This window comes from Acidimicrobiia bacterium (assembly GCA_040880805.1).
GTDB lineage: Bacteria > Actinomycetota > Acidimicrobiia > IMCC26256 > DASPTH01 > DASPTH01.
In genome coordinates this window covers 1-23,023 of record JBBDHW010000042.1, presented here as the reverse complement: position 1 = coordinate 23,023, position 23,023 = coordinate 1, and the positions used below count along the sequence as shown (strand labels likewise).

22 protein-coding genes are annotated in these 23,023 nt (G+C 68.0%); 11 read left to right on the top strand and 11 right to left on the bottom strand.

Annotation, left to right across the window (positions count from 1 at the left end; genetic code table 11):
- Positions 1–46 precede the first annotated feature (46 nt).
- The 4 genes from WD271_10810 to WD271_10795 are packed head-to-tail and all read left to right on the top strand — an operon-like array spanning position 47 to position 4,207.
- Positions 47–1,363, top strand: coding sequence for an amidohydrolase family protein (locus WD271_10810; GenBank protein MEX1008320.1), 1,317 nt, complete (start codon positions 47–49; stop codon positions 1,361–1,363).
- A gap of 9 nt (positions 1,364–1,372) precedes the next feature.
- Entirely contained in the window at positions 1,373–2,233 is an 861-nt protein-coding gene (locus tag WD271_10805; GenBank protein MEX1008319.1) for an SDR family oxidoreductase, read from the top strand.
- A 14-nt stretch (positions 2,234–2,247) separates the two neighbouring features.
- Entirely contained in the window at positions 2,248–3,564 is a 1,317-nt protein-coding gene (locus WD271_10800; GenBank protein ID MEX1008318.1) for an amidohydrolase family protein, read from the top strand.
- Position 3,565: 1 nt separating this feature from the next.
- A complete protein-coding gene (locus WD271_10795; protein ID MEX1008317.1) occupies positions 3,566–4,207 on the top strand; it encodes a TetR family transcriptional regulator in 642 nt (213 codons plus the stop codon).
- On the opposite strand, the gene WD271_10790 is transcribed toward WD271_10795, so the two are convergent.
- Genes WD271_10790 through WD271_10775 form a run of 4 tightly spaced genes read right to left on the bottom strand, consistent with a single transcriptional unit; the run spans position 4,192 to position 7,470 of the window.
- On the bottom strand, positions 4,192–4,950 hold the full coding sequence (locus WD271_10790; protein ID MEX1008316.1) for an SDR family oxidoreductase: 759 nt from the start codon (positions 4,948–4,950) through the stop codon (positions 4,192–4,194). The genes WD271_10795 and WD271_10790 overlap by 16 nt on opposite strands.
- Before the next feature lie 5 nt (positions 4,951–4,955).
- A complete protein-coding gene (locus WD271_10785; GenBank protein ID MEX1008315.1) occupies positions 4,956–5,753 on the bottom strand; it encodes an SDR family oxidoreductase in 798 nt (265 codons plus the stop codon).
- Positions 5,750–6,976, bottom strand: coding sequence for an acyl-CoA dehydrogenase family protein (locus WD271_10780; GenBank protein ID MEX1008314.1), 1,227 nt, complete (start codon positions 6,974–6,976; stop codon positions 5,750–5,752). Before WD271_10780 ends, WD271_10785 begins: the two co-directional genes overlap by 4 nt.
- 14 nt (positions 6,977–6,990) lie before the next feature.
- Entirely contained in the window at positions 6,991–7,470 is a 480-nt protein-coding gene (locus WD271_10775) for a nitroreductase/quinone reductase family protein (protein MEX1008313.1), read from the bottom strand.
- 68 nt (positions 7,471–7,538) lie between these two features.
- Between WD271_10775 and WD271_10770 the strand changes: the two genes are divergently transcribed.
- Complete coding sequence (locus WD271_10770) at positions 7,539–8,747, top strand: amidohydrolase family protein (protein MEX1008312.1); 1,209 nt, start codon at positions 7,539–7,541, stop codon at positions 8,745–8,747.
- Position 8,748: 1 nt separating this feature from the next.
- Here WD271_10770 and WD271_10765 read toward each other — a convergent pair whose 3' ends face one another.
- Together WD271_10765 and WD271_10760 are read right to left on the bottom strand one after the other, a co-directional pair.
- Positions 8,749–9,201 carry a pyridoxamine 5'-phosphate oxidase family protein gene (locus WD271_10765; protein MEX1008311.1) on the bottom strand — a complete coding sequence of 151 codons (453 nt, stop codon included), beginning with the start codon at positions 9,199–9,201 and terminating at the stop codon, positions 8,749–8,751.
- Positions 9,198–9,836 (bottom strand): polysaccharide deacetylase family protein, encoded by a 639-nt coding sequence (locus WD271_10760; protein ID MEX1008310.1) that lies wholly within the window; start codon positions 9,834–9,836, stop codon positions 9,198–9,200. The genes WD271_10765 and WD271_10760 overlap by 4 nt, the downstream gene beginning before the upstream one ends.
- Before the next feature lie 36 nt (positions 9,837–9,872).
- Here WD271_10760 and WD271_10755 point away from each other — a divergent pair, with 36 nt between their 5' ends.
- Together WD271_10755 and WD271_10750 are read left to right on the top strand one after the other, a co-directional pair.
- Positions 9,873–11,006 (top strand): CoA transferase, encoded by a 1,134-nt coding sequence (locus WD271_10755; protein MEX1008309.1) that lies wholly within the window; start codon positions 9,873–9,875, stop codon positions 11,004–11,006.
- A gap of 160 nt (positions 11,007–11,166) precedes the next feature.
- On the top strand, positions 11,167–12,441 hold the full coding sequence (locus tag WD271_10750; protein MEX1008308.1) for a Calx-beta domain-containing protein: 1,275 nt from the start codon (positions 11,167–11,169) through the stop codon (positions 12,439–12,441).
- Between the two features lie 31 nt (positions 12,442–12,472).
- On the opposite strand, the gene WD271_10745 is transcribed toward WD271_10750, so the two are convergent.
- Together WD271_10745 and WD271_10740 are read right to left on the bottom strand one after the other, a co-directional pair.
- Positions 12,473–13,711 (bottom strand): CoA transferase, encoded by a 1,239-nt coding sequence (locus WD271_10745; protein MEX1008307.1) that lies wholly within the window; start codon positions 13,709–13,711, stop codon positions 12,473–12,475.
- A gap of 76 nt (positions 13,712–13,787) precedes the next feature.
- A complete protein-coding gene (locus tag WD271_10740; GenBank protein ID MEX1008306.1) occupies positions 13,788–15,260 on the bottom strand; it encodes an aldehyde dehydrogenase family protein in 1,473 nt (490 codons plus the stop codon).
- A gap of 111 nt (positions 15,261–15,371) precedes the next feature.
- On the opposite strand from WD271_10740, the gene WD271_10735 reads away from it, so the two are divergent.
- From WD271_10735 to WD271_10720, 4 genes are all read left to right on the top strand, one after another.
- The gene (locus WD271_10735) at positions 15,372–17,093 is read left to right on the top strand and encodes an amidohydrolase family protein (GenBank protein MEX1008305.1); all 1,722 of its coding nucleotides are present in this window, start codon (positions 15,372–15,374) and stop codon (positions 17,091–17,093) included.
- A 54-nt stretch (positions 17,094–17,147) separates the two neighbouring features.
- On the top strand, positions 17,148–18,797 hold the full coding sequence (locus tag WD271_10730) for an AMP-binding protein (GenBank protein ID MEX1008304.1): 1,650 nt from the start codon (positions 17,148–17,150) through the stop codon (positions 18,795–18,797).
- Positions 18,794–19,636, top strand: a complete 843-nt coding sequence (locus WD271_10725; GenBank protein MEX1008303.1) for an enoyl-CoA hydratase-related protein — start codon at positions 18,794–18,796, stop codon at positions 19,634–19,636. Before WD271_10730 ends, WD271_10725 begins: the two co-directional genes overlap by 4 nt.
- 113 nt (positions 19,637–19,749) lie before the next feature.
- On the top strand, positions 19,750–20,334 hold the full coding sequence (locus tag WD271_10720; GenBank protein MEX1008302.1) for a class I SAM-dependent methyltransferase: 585 nt from the start codon (positions 19,750–19,752) through the stop codon (positions 20,332–20,334).
- 154 nt (positions 20,335–20,488) lie between these two features.
- Here WD271_10720 and WD271_10715 read toward each other — a convergent pair whose 3' ends face one another.
- The 3 genes from WD271_10715 to WD271_10705 all read right to left on the bottom strand — a co-directional run.
- Positions 20,489–21,844, bottom strand: a complete 1,356-nt coding sequence (locus tag WD271_10715) for a neutral zinc metallopeptidase (GenBank protein ID MEX1008301.1) — start codon at positions 21,842–21,844, stop codon at positions 20,489–20,491.
- Positions 21,845–21,854: 10 nt separating this feature from the next.
- Complete coding sequence (locus tag WD271_10710; GenBank protein ID MEX1008300.1) at positions 21,855–22,586, bottom strand: nuclear transport factor 2 family protein; 732 nt, start codon at positions 22,584–22,586, stop codon at positions 21,855–21,857.
- A partial coding sequence (locus WD271_10705) for an LLM class flavin-dependent oxidoreductase (GenBank protein MEX1008299.1) occupies positions 22,586–23,023 on the bottom strand: 438 nt, incomplete at its 5' end. The genes WD271_10705 and WD271_10710, both read right to left, overlap by 1 nt.

Here is a 23,023-nt window from a genome sequence, read left to right as displayed (position 1 = left end):
ATCAGATCCTCGATGACAAGCTGCCGGTGATCCCAGGGGGAGCCCCATGAAGCACTACGTGGTCATCTCGTCCGACTGCCACGCGGGTCCCAACTCGCCCGTCTACCGCGACTTCCTCGACTCGCAGTACCGGGACGACTTCGACGAGGAGCTCGTGGAACGCCAGGCCTTGATCGACGAGCGCCGGGAGGCCGCGGGCATGTCGCCGTTCATGGGCGACGAGGAGTTCAAGGAAGAGTGGTTCGGCGAGGACGACGAGGGCAACAGCCTCCACGAGATCGGTATGCGCGGCGCGTGGGATGCAGCCAAGCGCGACCACGAGCTCGACAACGACGGCGTCACCGGCGAGGTCGTGTTCCCCGGTCCCGACGCCGCCACCGGCAGCATGGGCGCGCCCTTCGGTGCCGGCTTCAACCCGGTGGCCACGCGCGATCCCGACCACCTCCTCGCGGGGGCACGCGCGTACAACCGCTGGGCCGCCGAGCTGTGCCAAGCGAGCCCCGAGCGACGCGCCGGACTGATCGTGGCACCGATCCTCGGCGACCTCGACGGCGCGATCGGCGAGATTCAGCGCGCGCATGCCGATGGCCTGCGGGGCGGCATCATCATCCCGCCGCAGTGGGGAACCTACGAGTCGTACACGAGCTACCGGTACGACGCCGTCTGGGCCGTCGCGCAAGACCTCGACCTCCCGGTGCACTGCCACTCGGGTCCCGGCGCACACCAGGACTACGGCGAGGTCCCCGGCTGGCTGAGCGTCTACGGCTACGAGACGATCTTCTTCACCGCGCGCCCGATGTGGTTCATGCTCCTCACGGGCGTGTTCGAGCGTTTCCCGCGCCTGCGGATGGCGATCACCGAGGCCGGCAGCTTCTGGGCCGCCGACATGCTGTGGCGCCTCGACATGATGGCCACGCGCGACCACGGCGCGCGCAAGCTGGCCGCCCCGCGCGGGATCCTCACGATGCTCCCGAGCGAGTACTTCGACCGCAATTGCGGGATCGGCTCGTCGAACACGCGCCGTCGCGAGCTCGCGCGGCGCTACGAGATCGGCGTCGGCAACATCATGTGGGGCAACGACTTCCCGCACCCCGAAGGAACCTGGCCGTACACGCGCGAGTTCCTGAAGGACCGCTTCTGGGACATGCCGCAAGACGAGACCGCGCAGATCCTCGGCCTCAACGCCGCGGAGTTCTACAACTTCGACCTCGCGAAGATGCAGCCGATCGCCGAACGCATCGGGCCCACGCCCGAAGAGCTCGGCCAGACCGACGAATCGGTCATCATGAAGTGGGACGACCTGAAGAAGGCAGGCCGCCCCTGGCTTTCCGGCGTCGAAGCCGTTCCGCTCCCGGTCGGCTGACGGCGCGCCATGCCTCGTGACAAACAGCCGCTCACCGGTCAAGCCGCGCTCGTCACGGGAGGCGGTGGCGGCATCGGAGGCGCGTCCGCGGCATGGCTCGCACGCGACGGCGCCGCGGTCGTCATCATGGGCCGCACCGAATCCACACTCGCTGCCACGAAGGAGCACATCCTCGAGTTCGCGGGTGACGACGCGAGGGTCGACTGCTTCGTCGGCGACGCGCTCGACGAATCGACGCTCCGCGACGCGATGTCCACCGCGGCCGGCATGGCAGACCGCTTCGGCATCGTCGTCTCGGTGATCGGCGGCGGCACGATGAAGCCGCTGCTCATGTTCGACGGCGCCGAGGTGCTCGACGACCTCAACCGAAACATCGTGTCGGCGTTCCTCGTGATCCGGAACGCGACGCCGTTGATGGCGAAGAGCGGAGGCGGTTCGATCGTGTGCATCTCGTCGGACGCGGCCACGATCCCATGGCCGTTCCTCGCGATCTACAACACCTCGAAGTCGGGCGTCGAAGGGCTCGTGCGCGGCGCCGCGCTCGAGCTCGCGCCGCTCAACATCCGCGTGAACGCGGTGCGTCCGGGTCTCGTGAAGACCGACACCACCAAGGACGGCTTGTTCAAGAACGCGCCGGTGATCGCGCAGTTCCTCGAACAGAAGCCGCTCGGTCGCACCGGTGTACCCGACGACATCGCGGCCGGCGTGCGGTACCTCGCGGGCCCCGAGTCGTCGTGGGTCACCGGCCAGAGCATCGGCATCGAGGGCGGCGCCGAGCTGACGCGCGCGCCCTACCTCGAGTCGCTCGTACGAAGCCGGTTCGGTGACGACGCGATCGACGCCGCCCTTGCCGGCACCATTCCTGAATAGCGGGAGACAATCACATGGACCATTACCTCGTCATCTCGTCCGACTGTCACGCCGGGCCCGAGACGCCCGACTACAAGCCGTACATCGACCCGCAGTACCACGACGCGTTCGACCGGTCGCTCGTGGAGCGCGAGGCAATGCTCGCGGCGATGCGCGAACAGCGCGGCTCGTTGATGATGGGCGGTGACGACGAGTTCCAGGAAGAGTGGTTCGGCCACGAAGAAGGCGAGGAGAGCCTCCACGAGGGCGGGCTGCGCTGCGGGTGGGACGCACCGAAGCGCGACAAGGAGCTCGACAACGACGGCGTGGCGGGCGAGGTGATCTTCCCCGGTCCCGACGCCGCCACCGGCAGCATGGGCGCACCCTTCGGTGCGGGGCTCGTGATCGGTGCGGAGCTCGACCCCGAGCTTCTGCTCGCCGGTGCCCGCGCGTACAACCGCTGGTGCGCGGAGCTCTGCGCGCACTCCCCCGACCGGCGAAAGGGGCTCGCGGTCGCGCCGATCCTCGGCGACATCGACGGCGCGGTCACGGAGATCCGTCGCGCGCACGAGTCGGGACTGCACGGCGGCGTCCTGATCCCCGCGCAGTGGGGGCCGTACCCGTCGTACGCGCACGACATCTACGACCCGGTGTGGGCGGTGTGCGAGGAACTGCACATGCCGGTCCACACTCACTCCGGTCCGGGCGCGCACCAGGACTACGGCACCGGCGACGGGTTCTACGGTCTCTACGTCGCCGAGACGCGGTGGTGGACGGCGCGACCGCTCTGGTTCCTGCTCTGCTCCGGGGTATTCGAGCGCTTCCCGGGCCTGAAGTTCGCGGTGACCGAAGCGGGAAGCTTCTGGGCGGCCGACCTCCTGTGGACGATGGACGACGTCTACAACCGCAACCACGGCGCACGGAAGACCGCGAACCGCTTCAAGAACCTCTCGATGAGGCCGAGCGACTACTTCGACCGCAACATCAAGATCGGTTCGTCGAACACGCGCCGGCGCGAGATCGGCCGTCGTTACGAGATCGGCGTCGACAACATCATGTGGGGCAACGACTTCCCCCACCCCGAAGGCACCTGGCCGTACACACGCGAGTTCCTGAAGGACCGCTTCTGGGACGTCCCCGTCGACGAGACCGAGAAGATGCTCGGCCTCAACCAGGCCGACTTCTACGGCTTCGACGTCGAAGCGCTCCGACCACTCGCCGACCGCATCGGGCCCACGCCCTCGGAGCTCGGACAGACCGACCCGTCGGTGTTCGCGAAGTGGGACGAGCTCCGCGAGGTCGGCCGCCCCTGGCTCACCGGCAGGGAAGTCGCCGGCGCCGGCATGCACTGAGATGCCGCGTGACGCGTCCGACACCCGCGACCGGCTCGTCCGGGCGGCCGAGTACCTGTTCGCGCGGAGCGGGATCGACGTCCCGATCCGGGAGATCCACGAGCGGGCCGGTCAGCGGAACGCGTCGGCGATCCAGTACCACTTCGGTTCGAAGCAGGACCTCATCAAGGCCGTCATCGACCGGCATGCGCTGTCCGATGCCGAGGTTGCCGCCATCCGCGCCGACCTCCGGTCGCGCCGCGACGAACCTCGCAGCCTGGTCGAGGCGATCGTGCGGCGCATCGCGGGCTACCTCGCGACCGAGGAGTCCCGCGACTACGTGCGGATCGCGTTCCAACTCCTCTTCCGCGCCCCGCTGCGTCCGGATCTCGACGCCGAGGTCGACCGGCCCGACCTCATCAGCTTCGAGGCGGAGACCGACGTGATCCGCTCGGCGGTCCCTCACCTGCCGAAGCGCGTCCTGCACGAGCGCGCGCTCGCGGGGCTCACGTTCATCACGCTGCAGGTGGCGGAACGGGCCCGAATCATCGACGACGAACCCGGTGCGCCACTGCTCGACGAGGAAGAGTTCATCGACAACCTCGTCGACATGACCACCGCGTTGCTCACCGCGCCAGCGTTCGCGACTCAGAGCGCGGTGTAACCGCCGTCCACCGAGAGCGCGGTACCGAGCACGAACGACGCCGCGTCGGTGCACAGCCACACCGCAGCCTCGGCGATCTCCGAGGGCTCGGCGATGCGCCCGATCGGGTGCCGGCTCACGAGTTGCTCTCCGATCTCGGGGAAGCGGTCGAGCGCGCCCGCGACCATCGGCGTGCGTGCGGTGCCCGGGCAGATCGCGTTCACCCGGATTCCTTGCGCGCCGTACTCGAGCGCAACGGTACGGGTGAGACCGATCACGCCGTGCTTCGCCGCGATGTAGCCCGATTGGCCGGGATACCCGGTAAGGCCGGCGACCGACGACGTGTTCACGATCGCGCCACCGCCCCGCGCGAGCATCGCCGGGATCTCGTACTTCATGCCGAGGAACACGCCGGTGAGCATCACGCCGATCGCGCGATCCCACTCGGACAGCGGATAGTCGGCAATCGGCGCACCACCGGTACCCATGCCCGCGTTGTTGAACGCGCAGTCGAGGGCGCCGAACGTCGAGACGGCGTGCTGCACCATGGCCTCCACCTCGTCGGCCTGACTCACGTCGGCGTGCACGAACGTCGCCTCACCAGCGCTGCTCTCGATCAGACCGACGGTCTCGTCGCCACCGGTGTCGTCCATGTCGGCGACTACGACCCGCGCACCCTCGCGGGCGAAGATCAACGCCGCCGCACGGCCGATCCCCGCACCGGCACCGGTGATCAGTGCGACCCGACCGTCGAGGGCGCCCATCGCGGCTACGGGACGGGCTGCCAGGGCGGAGGGATCTCGTCGGCCCGCAAGAGCGCGTCGGTGCCGCCGTCGCAAAACACGACGGAGCCGCAGAAGAACCGGGCGTCGGGACCGAGGAGAAACTCGATGAGCGCCGCGATCTCCTCGGGCTTGCCGCGGCGGCCGATCGGGACGACGAAACCCTCGATGAGCGGGCCCACGATCGGGTCGTCGAGACCTTCCTGGAGGAGCGGTGTTTGCGTGGCGCCGGGCGCGACGGCGTTGAGCCGGATGTTCGCTCCTGCCCACTCCTCGGTTGGCGCGTGGCGGCGGATCCAGCGCGCGACCGCGAGCTTCGTGACGCCGTACGTGAGGAGCGAATCGCCGTCACCCGCGAGCGCACGCGCCGCAGCTTCGTCACCGCCGAGGCACGCGTCGACGAGCGCGAGCGAGATCGCGGGCTGCGTGGTGGTCGCGTTCGAGCTGATCGCGACCGCGGCGGGCTCGGTGCCCGCGGCGAGTGCGTCGCGCAGCCCCGCGAGGAGCTCGACCGTGCCGAAGTAGTTCACGGATATCAGCAGGGACGCGGGCCGGTTGGGCAGGCCGGTGAGACCCGCGCAGGTAACGAGCCCGTCGAGTGCGCCGTCACACAGGTCGGTGATGCGCGCGATCGCCTGCTGCCGCCCGTCGGCAGAGCCGAGGTCAGCCTCGACATCGGCGTTGCGCAGGTCGACACCGATCACGCGGCTTCCGTGCTCGGTGAGCCGTGCCGCCGTCGCCGCGCCGATTCCCGATGCGGCTCCCGTGATGGCGACCGTGGTCATAAGCGGGCCAGATCCTTCCAGGGCACGTCGCGGTCGGAACTCGGGTCGCGCGGCAGCCCCAGCGAACGTTCCGCGATGCCGTTCTTCTGCACCTCGTCCGTGCCGCCACCGATCCGCACGTTGAACTGGTTCAGGAAGTAGTCCTGCCAGCGCGCCTGGTCGAGCGCGTCGTCGCCGTACAGCGTGGCCTCCGGGCCGAGGATCTTCATGACGAGGTCGCCCGTGCGCGCCGCGTGCTGCGAGAACGCGAGCTTGAGCACCGATGCCTCCGCCCCGGGCTGGCGACCCTGGCTCATCGCACTGCGGAGCCGCAGCCCCATGTACCGGAGCGTTGCCGTGCGGATGTAGGCCTGCACGATCTCCTGGCGGAACCGCGGGTCGTCGTTGACACCGCGGCTGCGAGCGAGCGCGATGACATCGTCGGCGTTGCGCCCTCCCCCGCCGACGCCGATGACCGCGCGCTCGTTGCCGAGCGTGGTGTGCGTAACCGCCCATCCACCGTTCACCTCGCCGATGACGTTCTCGGCGGGAATACGCACACCGGAGAGGAACACCTCGTTGAAGTGGGCGATGCCGGTGATCTGGCGCAGCGGCCGCACGTCGATGCCGGGTGTCTTCATGTCGACGACGAAGTACGTGATGCCGCGGTGCTTCGGCGCGTCGGGATCGGTGCGGGTGAGCAGGATCCCCCAATCGGCATACTGCGCGTACGAGTTCCATACTTTCTGGCCGTCGACCACCCACTCGTCGCCGTCGCGCACCGCGCGTGTTCCGAGCGTGGCGAGGTCGGAACCTGCGCCCGGCTCGCTGAACAGCTGGCACCACAGTTCGTCGCCTCGCAGCATCGGGTCGAGGTAGCGCTGCTGCTGCTCGGGCGTGGCGTGCACCATGAGCGTGGGCGCGACCATGCCGATCCCGATGGTGAACGTTCCGCTCACCACGTCGAACTGCGACTCTTCTTCGGCGTAGATCGCCTGTTGGATGCCCGTGCCGCCGCGGCCGCCGAACTCCTTCGGCCAGGTGATGCCGGCCCATCCGTTGTCGTACAGCACGTGCTGCCATTCGCGGCAGCGCTCGATGTGCTCGAACATCCAGTTCGGGTCGTGGCGGTTCAGCTCGTCGACGTTGCTGACACCCGGCGTCTTCGGCTCCGCGTGCCACTCGAGAAACGCGCGCGCTTCGGCGCGGAACGCCGCTTCCTCGGGAGAGTCACCGATGTCCACGAGAACCCTCCTCCTCAGACCGGGCGTAGCTCGACCAGGCGCACCAGCGGCAACTTGCGGTCGGTGCGGGTCTGATAGTTCGCGTAGTACGCACGATCCTCAGTGATTGCTGCCCAGATCTCCTCGTAGTCCGCACCGTCGAGGATCTGCGCGTCGGCCCAGAACTCGTGATCCTGCGCCTTCACCCGCACCTCCGGGTTCGCGTTCCTGTCAGCCAGGTTGAGGTACCAGTGCGGGTGCATTTCGTTGCCGGCGTACGACGCCACCACGATGCGATGGCCGTCGTCGTCGTACCAGACCGGCACCGCCACCTTGTGCTCGTTTCCGCTCTTGCGACCGACCGTGTAGATGATCACCTGGTGCATGCCGGCGCCGATCCACACCATGTCGTCGTCCATCGTCTCCATCGCCTGCACGTGCATGCGGCTGATACCGGAGATCTGATCGAACGGCGGTTCGTCGAACGGCTCGTTCGGCTGAGGTTCGCGCGGCATGCGGTGTACTCCGTCGGTTGGATGTCCGAACGGGAACCTACCTCGCAACGGTCGTACGATGTCAGGCCATGGCCCACATCCCGCTGATCATCTCCGTCGACGACCACGTCGTCGAACCACCCGACCTCTGGACCTCCCGGCTCCCCGAGAAGTACCTCGACCGCGGACCTCGCGTCGAGCGCGACAGCGCGATCTTCCATTTCGAAGGCGGCAACTTCACGTTCGAGAAGGGCGTCGACGGTGGCGAGCCCTGCGACTGGTGGCTCTACGACGACCTCGTGTACCCGTTCCCGAAGCTGTCGGCCGCGGTGGGCTTCCCCGAGCTCGACGTCACGCCCACCACGTTCGACGAGATCCGGGCCGGTTGCTGGAAGCAGCCCGAGCGGCTCGCCGACATGGACGCCAACCACACCGAGGCGTCGATCTGCTTCCCCAACACGCTCCCCCGCTTCTGCGGGCAGACGTTCTACGAGCGCGCCGACCACGACCTCGCGCTGCTGTGCGTGCAGGCCTACAACGACTGGCTGATCGACGAGTGGTGCGCGGGTGACGGCAAGCGCCGGCTCATCCCGCTGTCGTTGCTGCCGCTCTGGGACGTCGACCTCTGCGTGAAGGAAATCCAGCGTTGCGCGAACAAGGGCAGCTTCGCCGTCACCTTCCCGGAGAACCCGTTCCCGCTCGGCCTGCCTTCGATCCACGACAAGAACCGGCACTGGGATCCGGTGTTCGCCGCGTGCCAAGACAGCGGCACCGTCGTGTGCATGCACATCGGCTCGAGCTCGAAGATGCCCACCACGTCACCCGACGCGCCGTTCATCGTGAGCTCCACGCTCACGTTCTCGAACGCAATGGGTTCGATGGTCGACTACATCTTCTCCGGCACGCTGGAGCGCTTCCCGGAGCTCACCCTCGCGTACAGCGAGGGGCAGGTCGGTTGGATGCCCTACGTGATGGAGCGAATGGACAAGCTGTGGGAGGAGCGCAGCGCGAACTCCTTCGGCACCGCACTCCCGGAGCGGCCGACGAGCTACGTCAAGCGGATCTACGGCTGCATCTTCGACGACGAGATCGGCCTCGCCAACCGCAGTGTGATCGGCATGGACCAGATCTGCTTCGAGACCGACTACCCACACGCCGACTCCACGTTCCCGCACTCCAAGGAGACCGCCGAGAAGATCTGCTCCGAGGCCGGGCTGAACGAGGAAGAGACCTACAAGTTCATCCGTGGCAACGCGATCCGCGCCTTCGGTCTCGAACGCTTCGGCATTACGAAGTAGGTCACGTGAGACCCAGCTTCCGGTTGTCCCAGGAGAGGATCCGCTCGTCGGGCACCAGCCGCAGATATGTGCGCCCGGCGTAGTGGTCGCGTGTGGCCTGCGACATCTCGGTGGGCGCAGTTCGGAACGCCGCGTACTTCACGTCGAGGGCATCGGCGATCCGCGTCATCTCCGCCTCGTCGGTCACCGTCTCGATCCGGCCGGTGAGATGGACCGCTTCGAGCTCGGCCCACCGCTCCCCAGATTCCACCAGGAACGACGCGCGCGGGTCCTTCCGCACGCGGGAGAGCTTCTTCGTGCGCGAGGGCGCGCTGATGCAGATCGTGCGGTCGATCGCGACGAACCACATCGGTAACGAGATCGGCATCCCGTCGCGCCGCAACGTCGTGAGGATTCCCGTGTGTGCGCGTGCGAGCACGTCCCACGCCTCCTCCGGAGTCAACCGAACGCTCATGTCGGCGCGTCCCATGCGTCGCGGGGAAGGTCGGTTACGGCCACGAGCTCGTCGTCGCGCGTGCGCGCGTAGTCGAGCAGGATGCGGACGGTCGCGGGAGTTGGATCAGGCCAGCTGTGCAGGAGCACGATCGCGCACTCCTCGCCGGCGGTGCGTCGCGCCTCCACATCCCGGATCGCGTTGGCGGCGACGCGTACGGGCTCGTCGCGCAACGCGGTCTCCCAGTCGTACGCGATCGCGTGGCAGTCGACGTGTCGCCAGCCGAGTGCTCGGACCGTCTCGAGGACGAACACGTCGGTGTTCCCCGCGAGATACGGGAAGCGGAACAACGGTCGGACGGGCGTGATCCCGCGGTCCGTGAGCGCCGCCTCCGAGCTCGCGAGCTCGACGCCGATCTCGTCGGCCGACAGCTCCGTGAACGCCCGGTGCGTGTGCCCGTGCAGGCCAACCACCATGCCGTCAGCCTGGAGCGCGGCAAGCTCGTCGTCGGTGGCCCGCTCCTCCACCCAGCCGCCTTGCACGAACAAGGTGGCCGGTGCGCCCGCGTCCAGGAGCGCGTCGACCATCGCCCGGAAATTGCCGTCGACACACGGATGGGGCCGAGCTTCGACGTCGACGGTGAGTGCCAGCTGCATCGAACACGAGGTTACCGAGCGCGCCAGAATGACGGGATGAACGACACACGGCGTGGCCCACTAGCGGGAACGAAAGTCGTCGAGACCGCCATCTACATGGCGGGCCCTTACGCGGGAATGATGCTGGCCGACCTCGGCGCCGACGTGATCAAGGTCGAGGGCGAGAAGGGCGATCCGTTCCGCAGGTACGGGCGGCCCACCACTCCCTTCAGCGCGGTCTTCGCCAACTGCAACCGGTCGAAGCGCGGCGTCGTGCTCGACCTCAAGGATCCGTCGGGACGCAGCGCGCTGCTCGAGTTGCTCGCGGAGAGCGACGTGTTCCTCGTGAACTGGCGCGCGGGCGTGGCCGAGTCTCTCGGACTGTCCGACGACGTGCTCGAAGCGACGAATCCCCGCCTCGTGCGATGCTTCGTCACCGGGTTCGGTCCCGACGGACCGCTCGCCTCCGAGCCCGCGTTCGACACGGTGCTCCAGGGCCTGAGCGGCCTCACGGACGCCATCAAGGGCAGCGACGGACAGCCCGCGCTGATCCCCGGATATCCGGTCGACAAGCTCGTCGCGATGATGGCAACCCAGGCGATCCTGGCAAGCCTGTTCGAACGCGAGCACACCGGCACGGGCAATCGCATCGAGGTTCCGATGCTCGACGTCGCCGCCTACATCAACTTCGCCGACCTGTTCACCAACCGGGTCTTCCTCGACCATCAACCCGACGTCGCGCAGAACCTCCAGGCCACCGCGATCCGTCCTGTCCGCGCGCTCGACGGTTGGATCGTGTGCGCGCCGGTCACGTCACCGCAGATCGCCGCGACGTTCCGTGCCCTCGGCCACCCCGAATGGACCGATCACGTTCTCGGCCAACCGAACCAGCCGGCGCTTGTTGCCGCGATGTTCGACACCGTCGAACGGGCCACGCGCGAGCTCACCGTCGATGATGCGCTCGCGTGCTTCCGCGAGGCCGACGTCCCCGCCGCGCGGTGCATCACGATGGACGAGCACCTCGTCGAACCCCAGGTAGAACACGCGCAGCTCTACCGCGTGGACGACTGGCCCGGTTTCGGCCGTGTCCGCACGGTCCGTTACCCGGCGACCTTTGGCACCTGGGGCCATGTCGCCGCCGACGGCGTCGCTCCCGCGCTCGGCGAGCACACCGACGCCGTCCTGGCCTAGATGTGGTCGAGGTCGGAATTTGCGGCCGCCACGGAACCCTCGATCGCGGACGGTTCCGCGGAACCATCGACGGTGATCAATGAGTTTTTCCTCGAGCCGAGCCTCCATTCTGCCGATTGATGACAAGATCGGGCTGCACCGGATCGAGGGTGAGGGACGCATGAGGCGGCGGCGAACTGTGTGGGCGGCAAGCGCCGGGCTGCTCGCGGTGTCAGTCGGCCTTTGGGTCGTCCCGGCGTCGGGCGCGACCAACGCCACGCTGGCGATCTCCGACGTCGCCGCGAACGAGGGACAGGCCGGCACCTCGACCTTCAGCTTCACGGTGGCCTTGTCGGGTTCGGCTCGGGGCACGATCAGCGTCACATACGCGACCTCCTCGGGTTCAGCGACCTCGCCCGGCGACTTCACCGACCGGAGCGGGACACTGGTGCTGTCGAAGCGTCAGCGCACCGCGCGGGTGAACGTCTCGGTGGTGGGCGATACGACGGTCGAAGCCGACGAGCAGTTCTCCGTGCGGTTGTCGAACGCAGCCGGGGCGACCATCGCACGAGCCGTCGGCGTCGGCACCATTCTCAACGACGATGTCACGCCGCTCCCGGGCGACCCGGTTATCGCGGCAGCCGGCGATATCGCGTGCGATCCCACCTCCAGCGCGTACAACGGCGGGCAGGGCACGGCGACCGAGTGTCGCCAGCTCGCCACCTCCGACCTGCTCGTCAACGGAACCGACGCGGCAGTGCTGCTCCTCGGCGACAACCAGTACGAGAACGGCGCGCTCGTCAAGTACCAGCAGTCGTACGAGACATCGTGGGGACGCGTGAAGGCGAACACGCGCCCGGTTCCGGGCAACCACGACTACGGCACCACGGGCGCCGCCGGTTACTACGACTACTTCGGCACGGCGGCCGGCGATCGCACGAAGGGCTATTACAGCTTCGACGTCGGCGCGTGGCACCTCGTCGCGTTGAACTCGAACTGCGCCGCGATCGGTGGCTGCGCCGCGGGCTCCGCCCAGGAGCAGTGGCTGCGTGCCGACCTGAGCGCGCATCCTGCAGCCTGCACCCTCGCCTTCTGGCACCACCCCCGGTTCTCGTCCGGTCTGCACGGCAGCGATGCCAGTACCGCCGCGCTGTGGCAAGCCCTCTATGACGCGAATGCCGACGTCGTGCTCAACGGCCACGACCACGACTACGAGCGCTTTGCGCCCCAGAACCCGAGTGGCGTTGCGGACGGCGCTCGCGGCGTCCGCCAGTTCGTAGTCGGCAGCGGCGGTCGCTCCCATTACGCCACCGGCACCCCGAAGCCGAACAGCGAGGTTCGTGACTCGACGAGCTTCGGCATCTTGCGGTTGACCTTGCGCGCGAACGGCTATGAGTGGGCGTTCCGGCCGGCGGTCGGCACGTTCACCGACAACGGCACGGGCGCCTGCCACTGAGGCGGGTTGATCGACTTCGGTCAGCCGGCGGCTACCCCAGCGCGCCGGTCGCCCTCACCTTCGCGAGCCGGTCGGCGTCGTAGCCGAGCACGCGGGTGAGGACCTCGTCGGTGTGCTCGCCCACGGTCGGTGCCATCATCGGGACCGGGAGCTCTTCGCCTTCGACGTGTAACGGGAAGAGAAGTTCCTCCGCGCTGGTCTGCTCGCGCGTCGTCCACCGAAAGCGGTCCTGGAACTGCGGGTCGTCGCGCACGGTTCGCGGTGTGTTCGCCGGCGCGATCGTCGTGTTGTGCTTGTCGGCAAACGCGATCCACTCGTTGATCGTGCGCGTCTTGAAGATGTCGCGCAGGATGACCTGGAGCTCCTTGTTGCCGCGAGCGTGATCGGCGATGCGTTTGCCGGGCCACCTCTCGAAGAGATCCATCCGGTCGACGCCTTCGCAGAAGTTCTTCCAAAACGCCTGCTCTGATGCCATGAACAGGATGTGCCCGTCGGCCGCCTCGTAGTACTGGTAGCGCACGCCCTCCCACATGCCGCCGAGGCCCGGGGCCCGCCGCTCGTAGTCGTCCGACGGGTTACCGGTGACCTCGGTGTCGGGACGCTCGTCGTAGCCCTTCCACGTCTCGATGCGGTACCAGTCGAAGTACGCGGCGGCGTCGGACTGCGCGATCTCCATGTTGCCGCCTTCGCCGGTCTTCTCCGCGCGCACGAGTGCGGCGAGGATGCCGATCGCGCCGAAGGCGGGGCCCGCGGTGATGCCGATGTTCGCCTGGTCGGGGATGTGGCAGAAGCCCTCGTCGTCGACGACCGGTTGCAGCGTGCCCGCCCACGCGTCGAACGCGATGCCGTGGCTGGGAAGGTCGCGGTACGGGCCGGTGGCGCCATAGCCGGAGATCGTGCACATCACGATTGCGGGGTTGAGCTCGCGCAGGCGCGCGTAGCCGAGCCCGCGCTTCTCGAGAAACCCGGGACGCATCGCCTCGATGACGACGTGCGACTCGCGCACCAGCGCCTCGAACACCTGGATCGCCTCCGGCACCTTCAGGTCGAGCACCAACGACTGCTTGCCCCGGTTGAGGTGCAGGTGCATGAGCGAGATGTCGTTGACCATCGGCCACGTCATCTGCCGCACGTAGTCGCCCGACGGCGCCTCGACCTTGATCACTTCAGCACCGAAGTCGACGAGGTGCGACGTGATCGCCGCCGGACCGAGCAACGAACACTCGATCACGCGAATCCCATCGAGCATGGGTGCCTTCTGGTCAGCCATCGTCACTCCAAGATCGAACCGGCGTCACCTGTGGTCGCTCTACGACCTTGAACGACGCAGGTTGCGTGCGGGGTGGTCATCCGGGCCACATGACAGACTGCATCTCGGTGTAGGCGAGCAGTCCGAAGTCGCCGCCGTCGCGGCCGATGCCGCTCATCTTGAACCCGCCGAACGGCGCTTCCATGTTGCGCTGCGCGGTGTTGATGCCGACGTTCCCGGAGCGCAGGCGGCCGGCGGTGCGGAAGCCCTTCTCGCTGTCCGCGGTGAACACGTAGTCGTAGAGCCCGAAGTCGGTGCTGTTCGCGATCGCGACGGCTTCGTCGTCGTCGTCGAACGGAACGACCACCACGACCGGACCGAAGATCTCTTCGCGCACCGGCTTCATCTCCGCGGTGCACGACGCGAGCAGCGTGGGCGCCACGTAGAAGCCGCGCTCGACGTTGGCGGGATTGCGTCCGTCGACGACGATCTCAGCACCTTCGTCGGCACCCGCGCCGACGTAGGCCTCCACGCGGTCGCGCTGCGCCGCCGAGATCAGCGGACCCACGATCGTGTCCTCCGACAGCGGATCGCCAACCGGGAGCGCGCCAGCCATCGCCGCGAGCCGGTCGACCAGCTCCTGGTAGCGGCTGCGGTGAACGATCGCTCGCGTCGGCGCGGTGCAGATCTGCCCGCTGTGGAACGCGTACACGCTCCCGATCGCGGTGACGGCAAGGTCCATGTTGGCATCGTCGAACACCACCGCCGCGCCCTTACCGCCGAGCTCGAGCAACATCCGCTTCATCGTGGCGCCACCCGCCTGGTAGATCGCCTTCCCCGCGGCGGTGGAGCCGGTGAACGACACCATGTCGATGTCGTGCGTCTCGGTGAGGGCCACCGCGGGTGCCACGGCGGCCGACGTGACCACGTTCACGACACCCGGCGGGAACCCCACGTCGCGCATGATCTCCCCGAGCACGAGGATCGCCAGAGGGTCCTGCGGCGCGGGCTTCACCACGACGGTGCAACCCACCGCGAGCGCGGGTGCGATCTTCCCGGCGATGTTGGTGAGCGGGAAGTTGTAGGGCGAGATGCACGCGACCGCTCCCACCGGTTGGCGGTTCACGTACGCGCCCATGAGCGCACCCGGCGCGAGCGGCGTGGACGCCACCGGCGACGGCGGGAGGGCGATTCCGAGGTTCTTGCCGGCGTCACGCGCGTAGCGCTCGAATCGCTCGATCGCGACCGGCACCTGCATCCGCGAGCCGACGGTGGCCGTGGCACCGGTCTCGGCGATGATCAAGGGCACGAGGTCGGCTTGCAGCTTCATGAGACGCTCGGTGACCGCGCGCAGCAGCGCGGCGCGCTCGGCAACAGGAGTAGCGGCCCATGCCGGGAACGCCTCCTGCGCGGCGCGGGCCGCGTCGAGCGCCTGGTCGACGGATGCCTCGGGCGCGAGTCCCACGACCGCTTCGGTGGCCGGGTTCACGATCGCGGACGTTCCGTTCCCACCGTCGACGAGTTCGCCGCCGATCAGCAGCTTCCATTCGTGGTCGGACCAGTCGGCCATGACGTCCCCTTCGCGTCGTACTTGGCGATGCCCGCCCCAGGGCGATTGTTCGGGGGCCAAGGCTACAGTTCTGGCGCCTCGTCAGTTCTCGTCGTACGCGGGGGTCTTGCGTTGCTCGATGAAGTCATCAGAGGCGGCACCGTCGTCGACGGCACGGGCGCGCCGGGCGTCGTCGCCGACGTCGGGATCCGAGACGGCCGCGTCGTCGCGATCGGGAAGATCCACGAGGAAGCGGCACGCGAGATCGACGCCACCGGGTGCATCGTCGCTCCCGGTTTCGTCGACCCCCATACGCACTACGACGCCCAACTCATGTGGGACCCCACCGCGAGCCCGTCGAGCTTGCACGGCGTCACCACCGTCGTCGGCGGCAACTGCGGGTTCGCGCTCGCACCGCTCCGCGCGGGCGACGACGACTACCTCCGCCGCATGATGGCGAAGGTCGAGGGCATGCCCCTCCCGGCGCTCGAACACGGCTCCGACTGGCAGTGGGAGACCTTCGCCCAGTTCCTCGACCGCTTCGAAGGCGGCATCGCGGTGAACGCGGGCTTCCTCGCCGGCCATTGCGCGATCCGTCGCTACGTGATGGGCACCGACGCGATCGGCAACGAAGCCTCGCCCGAGCAGATCGCGGCGATGCGCGCTGAGCTCGCGCAGGCCCTCGAAGCCGGCGCGCTCGGTTTCTCGTTCACGCAGTCGTCCTCGCACAGCGACGGCGACGGCCAACCGGTCGCGAGCCGCTGGTCCACATCCGAAGAACTGGTCGCGATGTGCGAGGAGACGGGCGCGCACCCCGGCACCACGCTCGAGGGCATCGTGCAGGGCTGCCTCGACCAGTTCTCCGACGACGAGATCGAACTGCTCGGCACGCTCAGCGCGGCGGCCGACCGTCCGCTCAACTGGAACGTGCTCACCATCGACTCGCGTGAGCCCGACCGCGTTCCGCGCCAACTCGGCGCCGGCGACCGCGCCGTAGAGCTCGGCGGTCGCCTCGTCGCGCTCACCATGCCGGTCGGCGTGCCGATGAACATGAGCTTCCTCACCTTCTGCGCGATCTGGCTCCTGCCCGGCTGGCAGGAGGTCATGGGAAATCCGGTGCCCGAGCGGATCAAGCGACTGTCCGACCCCGACACGCGGGTGTGGCTGCTCGAGCGGTCGTTGTCGCAGGAAGCGGGAGTGTTCCGGCGCCTCGCCGACTGGGGCGACTACCGCCTCGGCGACGTGTACTCCCCCGAGAACGAACCCCTGCGCGGGCGAGTGGTGGGCGAGATCGCAGCCGAGCGCGGCAAGTCGAATTTCGGCACGCTGCTCGACATCGTGATCGCCGACGACCTGCGCACCGTGTTGTGGCCGGTCCCGAAGGACGACGACGGCGCGTCGTGGGAAATGCGCCGCCAGGTGTGGAACGACCCGCGCGCGATGATCGGCGGCTCTGACGCCGGCGCGCACCTCGACCGCATGTGTGGCGCGCCCTACACGACGCGCTTTCTCGCCGACTGTCTGCGCGGCCGCCAGCTCGTCAGCCTCGAGCGCGCGGTGCAGCTCATCACCAGCGCGCCCGCCTCGCTGTTCGGCTTGCGCGACCGTGGCGTGCTCCGCGAGGGGGCAATCGCCGACATCGTGGTGTTCGACCCGGCAACGGTCGACTCCGAGGAAGCCACCCTCGTGCGCGACCTGCCCGGCGAATCCGCGCGCCTCACCGCGGGATCCGTCGGCATCGCGCGCGTGCTGGTGAACGGCACCGCGATCGTCGAAGACGGCAAGCCCACCGGCGCCACCCCCGGAACGGTGCTCCGTTCGGGGCGCGACACCGAAACCGTTACTGCACGGTAGATGGCGGGAGCGAGCGCGAGCGAGGCGGGTATCCCGCCGAGTAGCGAGCGACCCATGAAGGGGGTCTTCGCCGACCACGTCAAGGCGCGCGCGGGCGATCCCAACGTCGCCCTCCTCTTCGAGGACGAGTCCTGGACCTACGCCGAATGGGTGCGCGCGTGCTCCGCGCGCGCCGCGCTCTTCGTTGCGATGCGGATCGACGGTGCGCCGCACATCGGTCTGATGCTCGACAACGTGCCCGACTTCTCGATGTGGTCGGGTGCGGCCGCGATGTGCGGCGCAACCATTGTCGGCATCAACCCCACGCGCCGCGGCGCGGGTCTCGAACGCGACATCGACCACACCGAATGCCAGCTCATCGTTACCGAGACGCGCTACCTCGAGTTGCTCGACGGTCTCGACCTCGGCGCCGCCGACGGACGCGTGCTCGTCATCGACGAGCCGTCGTACGACGATGTCGTCGAGCCGTTCACCGACGCTCCCCTACCGACCGCCACGGTGAAGCCGTCAGACCAGATCTTCCTGCTGTTCACATCGGGCACGACTGGCGCGCCGAAGGCGGTCGTGTGCTCGCAAGAGCGACTCGATCGCATCGCCACCACCATGGCGACCACGCTGAAACTCCAGCCCACCGATGTCACCTACGCATCGATGCCGCTGTTCCACTCCAACGCGCTGTTCACCGCCTGGTCGCCGACGATCGTCGCGGGCGCAGCCATGGCGCTGCGGCGGCGCTTCTCCGCTTCCGCGTTCCTTTCCGATGTCCGCAAGTACGGCGCCACCTACTTCAACTACGTCGGCAAGCCGCTCGCGTACATCCTCGACACGCCCGAGCACACCGACGACGCGGACAACCCGCTGGTTCGCGGGTTTGGCAACGAGGGGAACGAAGCCGACATGCGCCGCTTCGAGGCCCGCTTCGCCTGCCCGCTCACCGACGGATACGGGCAGACCGAGACCGGCGCGACGATCAGCCGCGTCCCCGGCACGCCGGTCGGCTCGCTCGGGAAGGGCTCCGACGCGGTCAAGGTGATCAACCCGGAGACGGGCGAGGAGTGCCCGCCCGCGCGCTTCGACACGAACGGCAGGCTGCTCAACGCGGAGGAGGCAACGGGCGAGATCGTCAACCTCGCCGCGCAGGGATTCGAGGGCTACTGGAAGAACGCGGAGGCGATGCGCGAGCGGTACCGAGACGGCGCCTACTGGACCGGCGACCTCGCCTACCGCGACGACGAGGGCTTCTTCTACTTCGCCGGGCGCACCGCCGACTGGATCCGCGTCGACGGCGAGAACTTCGCGGCGGCACCGGTCGAGCGCATCCTGCTGCGTTGGGAGCCCGTAGTCCTCCCCGCGGTCTACGGCGTGCCCGACGCCGAAGTCGGGGATCGGGTGATGGCCGCGATCCAACTCGCTCCGGGTGTGGCCTTCGATCCGGACGCGTTCGTCGACTTCCTCGCAGAGCAGCACGACCTCGGCACCAAGTGGGCGCCCACGTTCGTACGGATCGTCGGGCGACTGCCCGTCACCGAGACCAACAAGATCCTCAAGCGTCAACTCGTGCACGAACGCTGGTCCGTCGGCGATCCGATCTGGTGGCGCCCGGGCCGCGAGCTGGCGTACGTTCCGTTCACACCCGACGACGCCTCGGCGTTGCGGGAACAGTTCGCGGCCGCCGGCCGCAGCCATGTACTGGAGGCGACGTGAGCTACTCCGTGATCCTGGTCGACGATCCCGCGCCGATGGTGCGGCGAATCACACTGAACCGCCCCGAGAAGCGCAACGCGCTCAACACGCCTCTGCGCCGCGAGATCATCCTTGCGCTGCGCGAGGCCGACGCCGACCCCGACGTGCGGGTGTCGATCATCCGCGGCGCGGGCAAGTGCTTCTCGGCCGGCTACGACCTCGGCGGCGACCCGCCCGATGCCGGCGCGCCCGCCGACTGGTTCACCTCGGGTGAAGGTCAGTTCCAGCGCCAGGTCACCGGCTACTGGACGAGCATCTGGGACCTCGCCAAGCCCGTCATCGCCCAAGTGCACAGCTACTGCCTCGCGGGCGGGAGCGAGCTCGCGACCGGCTGCGACCTCGTGTACGTGGCCGAGGACGCAAAGATCGGGTATCCCGCCGTGCGCTTCGGCACACCCGACATGCAGTACCACGCGTGGATGTGTGGCATGCGCAAGGGCATGGAGATGATGCTCACGGGCGACCCGCTGAGCGGCGTCGAAGCGGTCGAATGCGGCTACGCGACGCGCGCGTTCCCGGCAGCGGAGCTCGAGGAGCGCACACTCGAGATGGCATCGCGCGTTGCCAACATCCCCACCGACATCGCGCAGATCAACAAGCGCACCGTGCACCAGGCCATGGAGATCATGGGCTTCCGCGACTCGATCAAGGCGGGCATCCCCCTCTGCACCCAGGCCACGCGGACCGCCACGTTCCAGGCGTTCATGGCAGACCGCGCCGAGGGGCTCACCCACGCGCTGCAGAAGCGCGACGAACGGTTCGGCGACTACCGCACCGCGGAAGAGCGCGCGGCCAAGTAGACATCCACCATGCCAACCACCAAGCGCTTCCGCGCGGTCGTCGAGCCGGGACCGCGTGGCTCCGCGACTCCGCGAAGAAGCCCGAGACGCGGGCCCGGCGTATCAGCGAGACCATGAGCGCGCTGGAGGCCGAGCTCTTCGGCTTCCCGGACGACGAGCACACCGACTTCGAGGTTGCCGCGCTGCGCACGCTGCTCCCCGATCCACCGGCCCGCGTGCTCGACGCGGCATGTGGCGTCGGGCGGCACTCCGTCCGCCTGGCCGCGGCGGGATACGACGTCGTCGGTCTGGACTCGTCCGAGTTCTTCCTCGAGCGCGCGGCCGAAACGGCCGACGACGTCGGCGTCTCCGTCCAATTCGTGCACGGTGACATTCGCGAGATCCCGTACGAGCGCGCGTTCGATGTGGCCCTCAACCTGTTGACGGCGTGGGGGTACTACGACGACGAAGAGAACCAGCGAGCGTTGCAATCGATTGCCGATGCGCTACGCCCCGGTGGTCGGTTCGTGTTGGAGCTTGCCCACCGCGACAGCCTCGTGGCTCGTTACGCGTCGCGCGACTGGTCCGAGCTCAGTGACGGCACGCTGGTCACCCAATTGCGCGAGTTCGACGCCGTCACCGGTGTCAACGCGGTGACGCACCAATGGGTGGACCGGGAGGGATCCCGGCACGAACGTACCCACCGTGTTCGCCTCTAAACCGCGACCGACGTCGATCGCATGCTGCGCGCCGCCGGTCTCGTGCCCGAGGCGTGGTACGGCGGCTTCTCGCTGCTGCCGTTCACCTTCGAGTCCCGCCGCCTCCTGGTCGTCGCCCAGCGCAGCTGAAAGTGACAGCGGCCGGAGATCCGCCTCAGATGTTGGCAACGGCGGCGGCGATGTCGTCGTAGTTGCAGGCGTTGTAGCCCTCGAGGAAGCCGACTCGGAAGAACTCCACCCGCAAGAACGTGATCGGCACGTTCGCCTCCACGCCGCGGGCGCGGCTGTACACGAGGAAGGCCTCCACGAACTCGTCGAGGTCACCGGGCGACAGGCTCCCACCCTCCAAGGCACCGTTGAACAACGCAGCGGCCCAGCCCCCGCTGTAACAGTCGGATTGGAAGACCACTTCGAGACCGTTGCCGGCCACGCCGGGGATGTCCTGGATGGTCTGCACGTACGTAGCCCACGGGTTCGCGATGAGTGACGCCACGCCGAAGTCGCCGATCTCGTCGTAGATGCGCTGCAGGAATGGGTCGTCGAACGCGATGTAGCCATCGTCGATGCAATAGAAGACGCGGTTCTGCACCTGCTTGAGCGTGAGCGTGGTCCGGCCGCACTTCGGGATGGTGCTGCGCTTCGAGCTGTCGAACGACGTGATGTCGCGGAGTGAGAGTGGTTCGTAGTTCGGTTCGACCTGCGAGTAGAAGGCGTTCAGCAGCTTCACCGCGAGAGGGATCACGTCTTCGGCGCTGACCTCGCCCTGGCTCTGCGCCTCTTCCTCGCTCGAGAACGGGATCTCCACGAGGACCGGCGGATCGTCGAAGTACGTCGCACACTTCTCGGCGCCCGATTCGAAGCCGTCCTGGAACGCGCCGATCCGGTCGAAGGCGCTGCCGTGCGCCGACGGGTCCGCCGCCGACCGTCCGGGCGCGTCGCGCAGCATGAGCATCGCGCCCAGTGACGCCTCGAGGTCGCCAAGTTTGAGCGTCAACGAGTTGCCGTTCTCCGCGACGTGGTGGAGGAACGCACCCGCGAAACAGTCCGCCTGCTGCTCCATGTAGACGGTCTGCTGGTCGCCGTTGCCGGCACGGTCCTGGACTGCGTGCCCCCACTCGTGCGCGAGCACGAGCGCCACCGAGAACGTTCCGAACGTGTCGGCAAGATCCGGCATGAGCTGCACATCGTCGTAGGCGATGAAGTTGCTCTCCAAGCAATAGAACGCGTTCCCCCTGACGTCCGCGTAGACCGTCTTGTGACCCTGGCACGCCGGCATCTTCACGCCGGGTCGCGCCGCGATGATGCGCGCGCGAGGAATCGGCTGGTACCGCTCGCCGTAGAGATCGGGATACTCGCGGGCCCAATAGCGCTGGAGCTCGGCGATGGCGCCGGTCAACACACTCTGGTACCCCGGTGTCGTCGTATTGGTTGCCGCGCGCGCAACGGGAATGGCCGCGAGCACCGACATGATGAGCACGACCACGAGAAACGCTGCCCGGAGACGCACCATCCGGTTGATCCTACGCGACGATCTCCGTGGAATAGACGACCTCGATCTCGACCAGTTCGCCCTCGTACACGCGGAACCGCTCACCGATCTTGCATACAACAGTGCCGGCATCACCGGCGTCGACGAACAGCGTGTAGTACGCGGCCGCGCTTCCCGCGCCCGCGTACCAGTGCAAGTCCTCGATCCTGCTGATGATGCTCATGCCACCATCTTCGAGGGCAGCACGGATCTCCGCTCCCGTGCTCCCCATGTACACGCCGTTCTCGATGCGGTACGCCCGTTCGGCGAGCGGAACCTCGGACGCGTCGTGGCTCTGCAACGCGGCGACGTACGCCTGCGCGATGCCGAGCACCACGTCGCGCGCGTCGTTGCCATCGGGATATCGCACCGGCCGTTCCGGACGGGACCGCTTCGCCGGATCCCCGACGAAGACGATGTCGAGTTCCTGGATCAGCCCGTCGCGGACGACGAAGTGCTCGGCGACGTACGCGGGCCAGATCTCGGCGCCCACTGTGGCCTCGAGGTCGTAGAACGCGATGGCGTGTTCGCCGTCGACCACCCAGCGACGCCCGCCCATGTCGGTGAGCGGCTCGTGACGGATGATCTCGCGGATGGCATCCGCACCCTCGACCGCCAACACGCCATTGTTGGTCCGTCGGACGGAAGGCGCGAGCAGCGCACTGTCGGCGTCTCGCGACACGAGCGCGTCGAGGTACGTCGAAGCGACGACGACGACGTCCATCACGTCCGCACCTTCGCGATGACGTCGTCGGCGTAGCGGCGCAGGTTGTCGATCTTCTCCTTCAGCGTCTCCGGGTCCGCTTCGATGCCGTAGGGGTTGAAGCGTCCGAATCCACCCGAAGTGTGCGTCACACCGAGATCCTCGAGCCGTTTGATGCCGTCGACGCTGAACGAGTCGAAACTCGTGGCGTACATGTCGAACGGCTCACCCTCACGCCCGTACTCGCGCCGGAGCACCTGGATGCGGCCGATCCACTGGGTGAGATCCTCCGGCGAACCGCCGGCCGCCATCCAGCCGTCGGCGATGCGAGCGGCGCGCCGCAGGTTGGCATCGGAGTGTCCGCCGATGAGGATCGGGACCGGGCGTGACGGGATCGGGTTGAGCTTGATCGCGGGGAAGTCGTAGGCGGTGAACCAGGCCGAGGGGTCGCCTTCCGG

Excerpts from the sequence above, each read along its gene's own strand:
- WD271_10755 (MEX1008309.1), top strand. The coding sequence starts at position 9,873 with ATGAACGACACACGGCGTGGCCCACTAGCGGGAACGAAAGTCGTCGAG.
- WD271_10730 (MEX1008304.1), top strand. The coding sequence starts at position 17,148 with ATGAAGGGGGTCTTCGCCGACCACGTCAAGGCGCGCGCGGGCGATCCC.
- WD271_10790 (MEX1008316.1), bottom strand. The coding sequence starts at position 4,950 with ATGGGCGCCCTCGACGGTCGGGTCGCACTGATCACCGGTGCCGGTGCG.
- WD271_10810 (MEX1008320.1), top strand. The coding sequence starts at position 47 with ATGAAGCACTACGTGGTCATCTCGTCCGACTGCCACGCGGGTCCCAAC.
- WD271_10750 (MEX1008308.1), top strand. The coding sequence starts at position 11,167 with ATGAGGCGGCGGCGAACTGTGTGGGCGGCAAGCGCCGGGCTGCTCGCG.
- WD271_10710 (MEX1008300.1), bottom strand. The coding sequence starts at position 22,586 with ATGGACGTCGTCGTCGTCGCTTCGACGTACCTCGACGCGCTCGTGTCG.
- WD271_10745 (MEX1008307.1), bottom strand. The coding sequence starts at position 13,711 with ATGGCTGACCAGAAGGCACCCATGCTCGATGGGATTCGCGTGATCGAG.
- WD271_10805 (MEX1008319.1), top strand. The coding sequence starts at position 1,373 with ATGCCTCGTGACAAACAGCCGCTCACCGGTCAAGCCGCGCTCGTCACG.
- WD271_10775 (MEX1008313.1), bottom strand. The coding sequence starts at position 7,470 with ATGCCGCGCGAACCTCAGCCGAACGAGCCGTTCGACGAACCGCCGTTC.
- WD271_10785 (MEX1008315.1), bottom strand. The coding sequence starts at position 5,753 with ATGACCACGGTCGCCATCACGGGAGCCGCATCGGGAATCGGCGCGGCG.
- WD271_10765 (MEX1008311.1), bottom strand. The coding sequence starts at position 9,201 with ATGAGCGTTCGGTTGACTCCGGAGGAGGCGTGGGACGTGCTCGCACGC.
- WD271_10715 (MEX1008301.1), bottom strand. The coding sequence starts at position 21,844 with ATGGTGCGTCTCCGGGCAGCGTTTCTCGTGGTCGTGCTCATCATGTCG.
- WD271_10760 (MEX1008310.1), bottom strand. The coding sequence starts at position 9,836 with ATGCAGCTGGCACTCACCGTCGACGTCGAAGCTCGGCCCCATCCGTGT.
- WD271_10795 (MEX1008317.1), top strand. The coding sequence starts at position 3,566 with ATGCCGCGTGACGCGTCCGACACCCGCGACCGGCTCGTCCGGGCGGCC.
- WD271_10800 (MEX1008318.1), top strand. The coding sequence starts at position 2,248 with ATGGACCATTACCTCGTCATCTCGTCCGACTGTCACGCCGGGCCCGAG.
- WD271_10720 (MEX1008302.1), top strand. The coding sequence starts at position 19,750 with ATGAGCGCGCTGGAGGCCGAGCTCTTCGGCTTCCCGGACGACGAGCAC.
- WD271_10770 (MEX1008312.1), top strand. The coding sequence starts at position 7,539 with ATGGCCCACATCCCGCTGATCATCTCCGTCGACGACCACGTCGTCGAA.
- WD271_10740 (MEX1008306.1), bottom strand. The coding sequence starts at position 15,260 with ATGGCCGACTGGTCCGACCACGAATGGAAGCTGCTGATCGGCGGCGAA.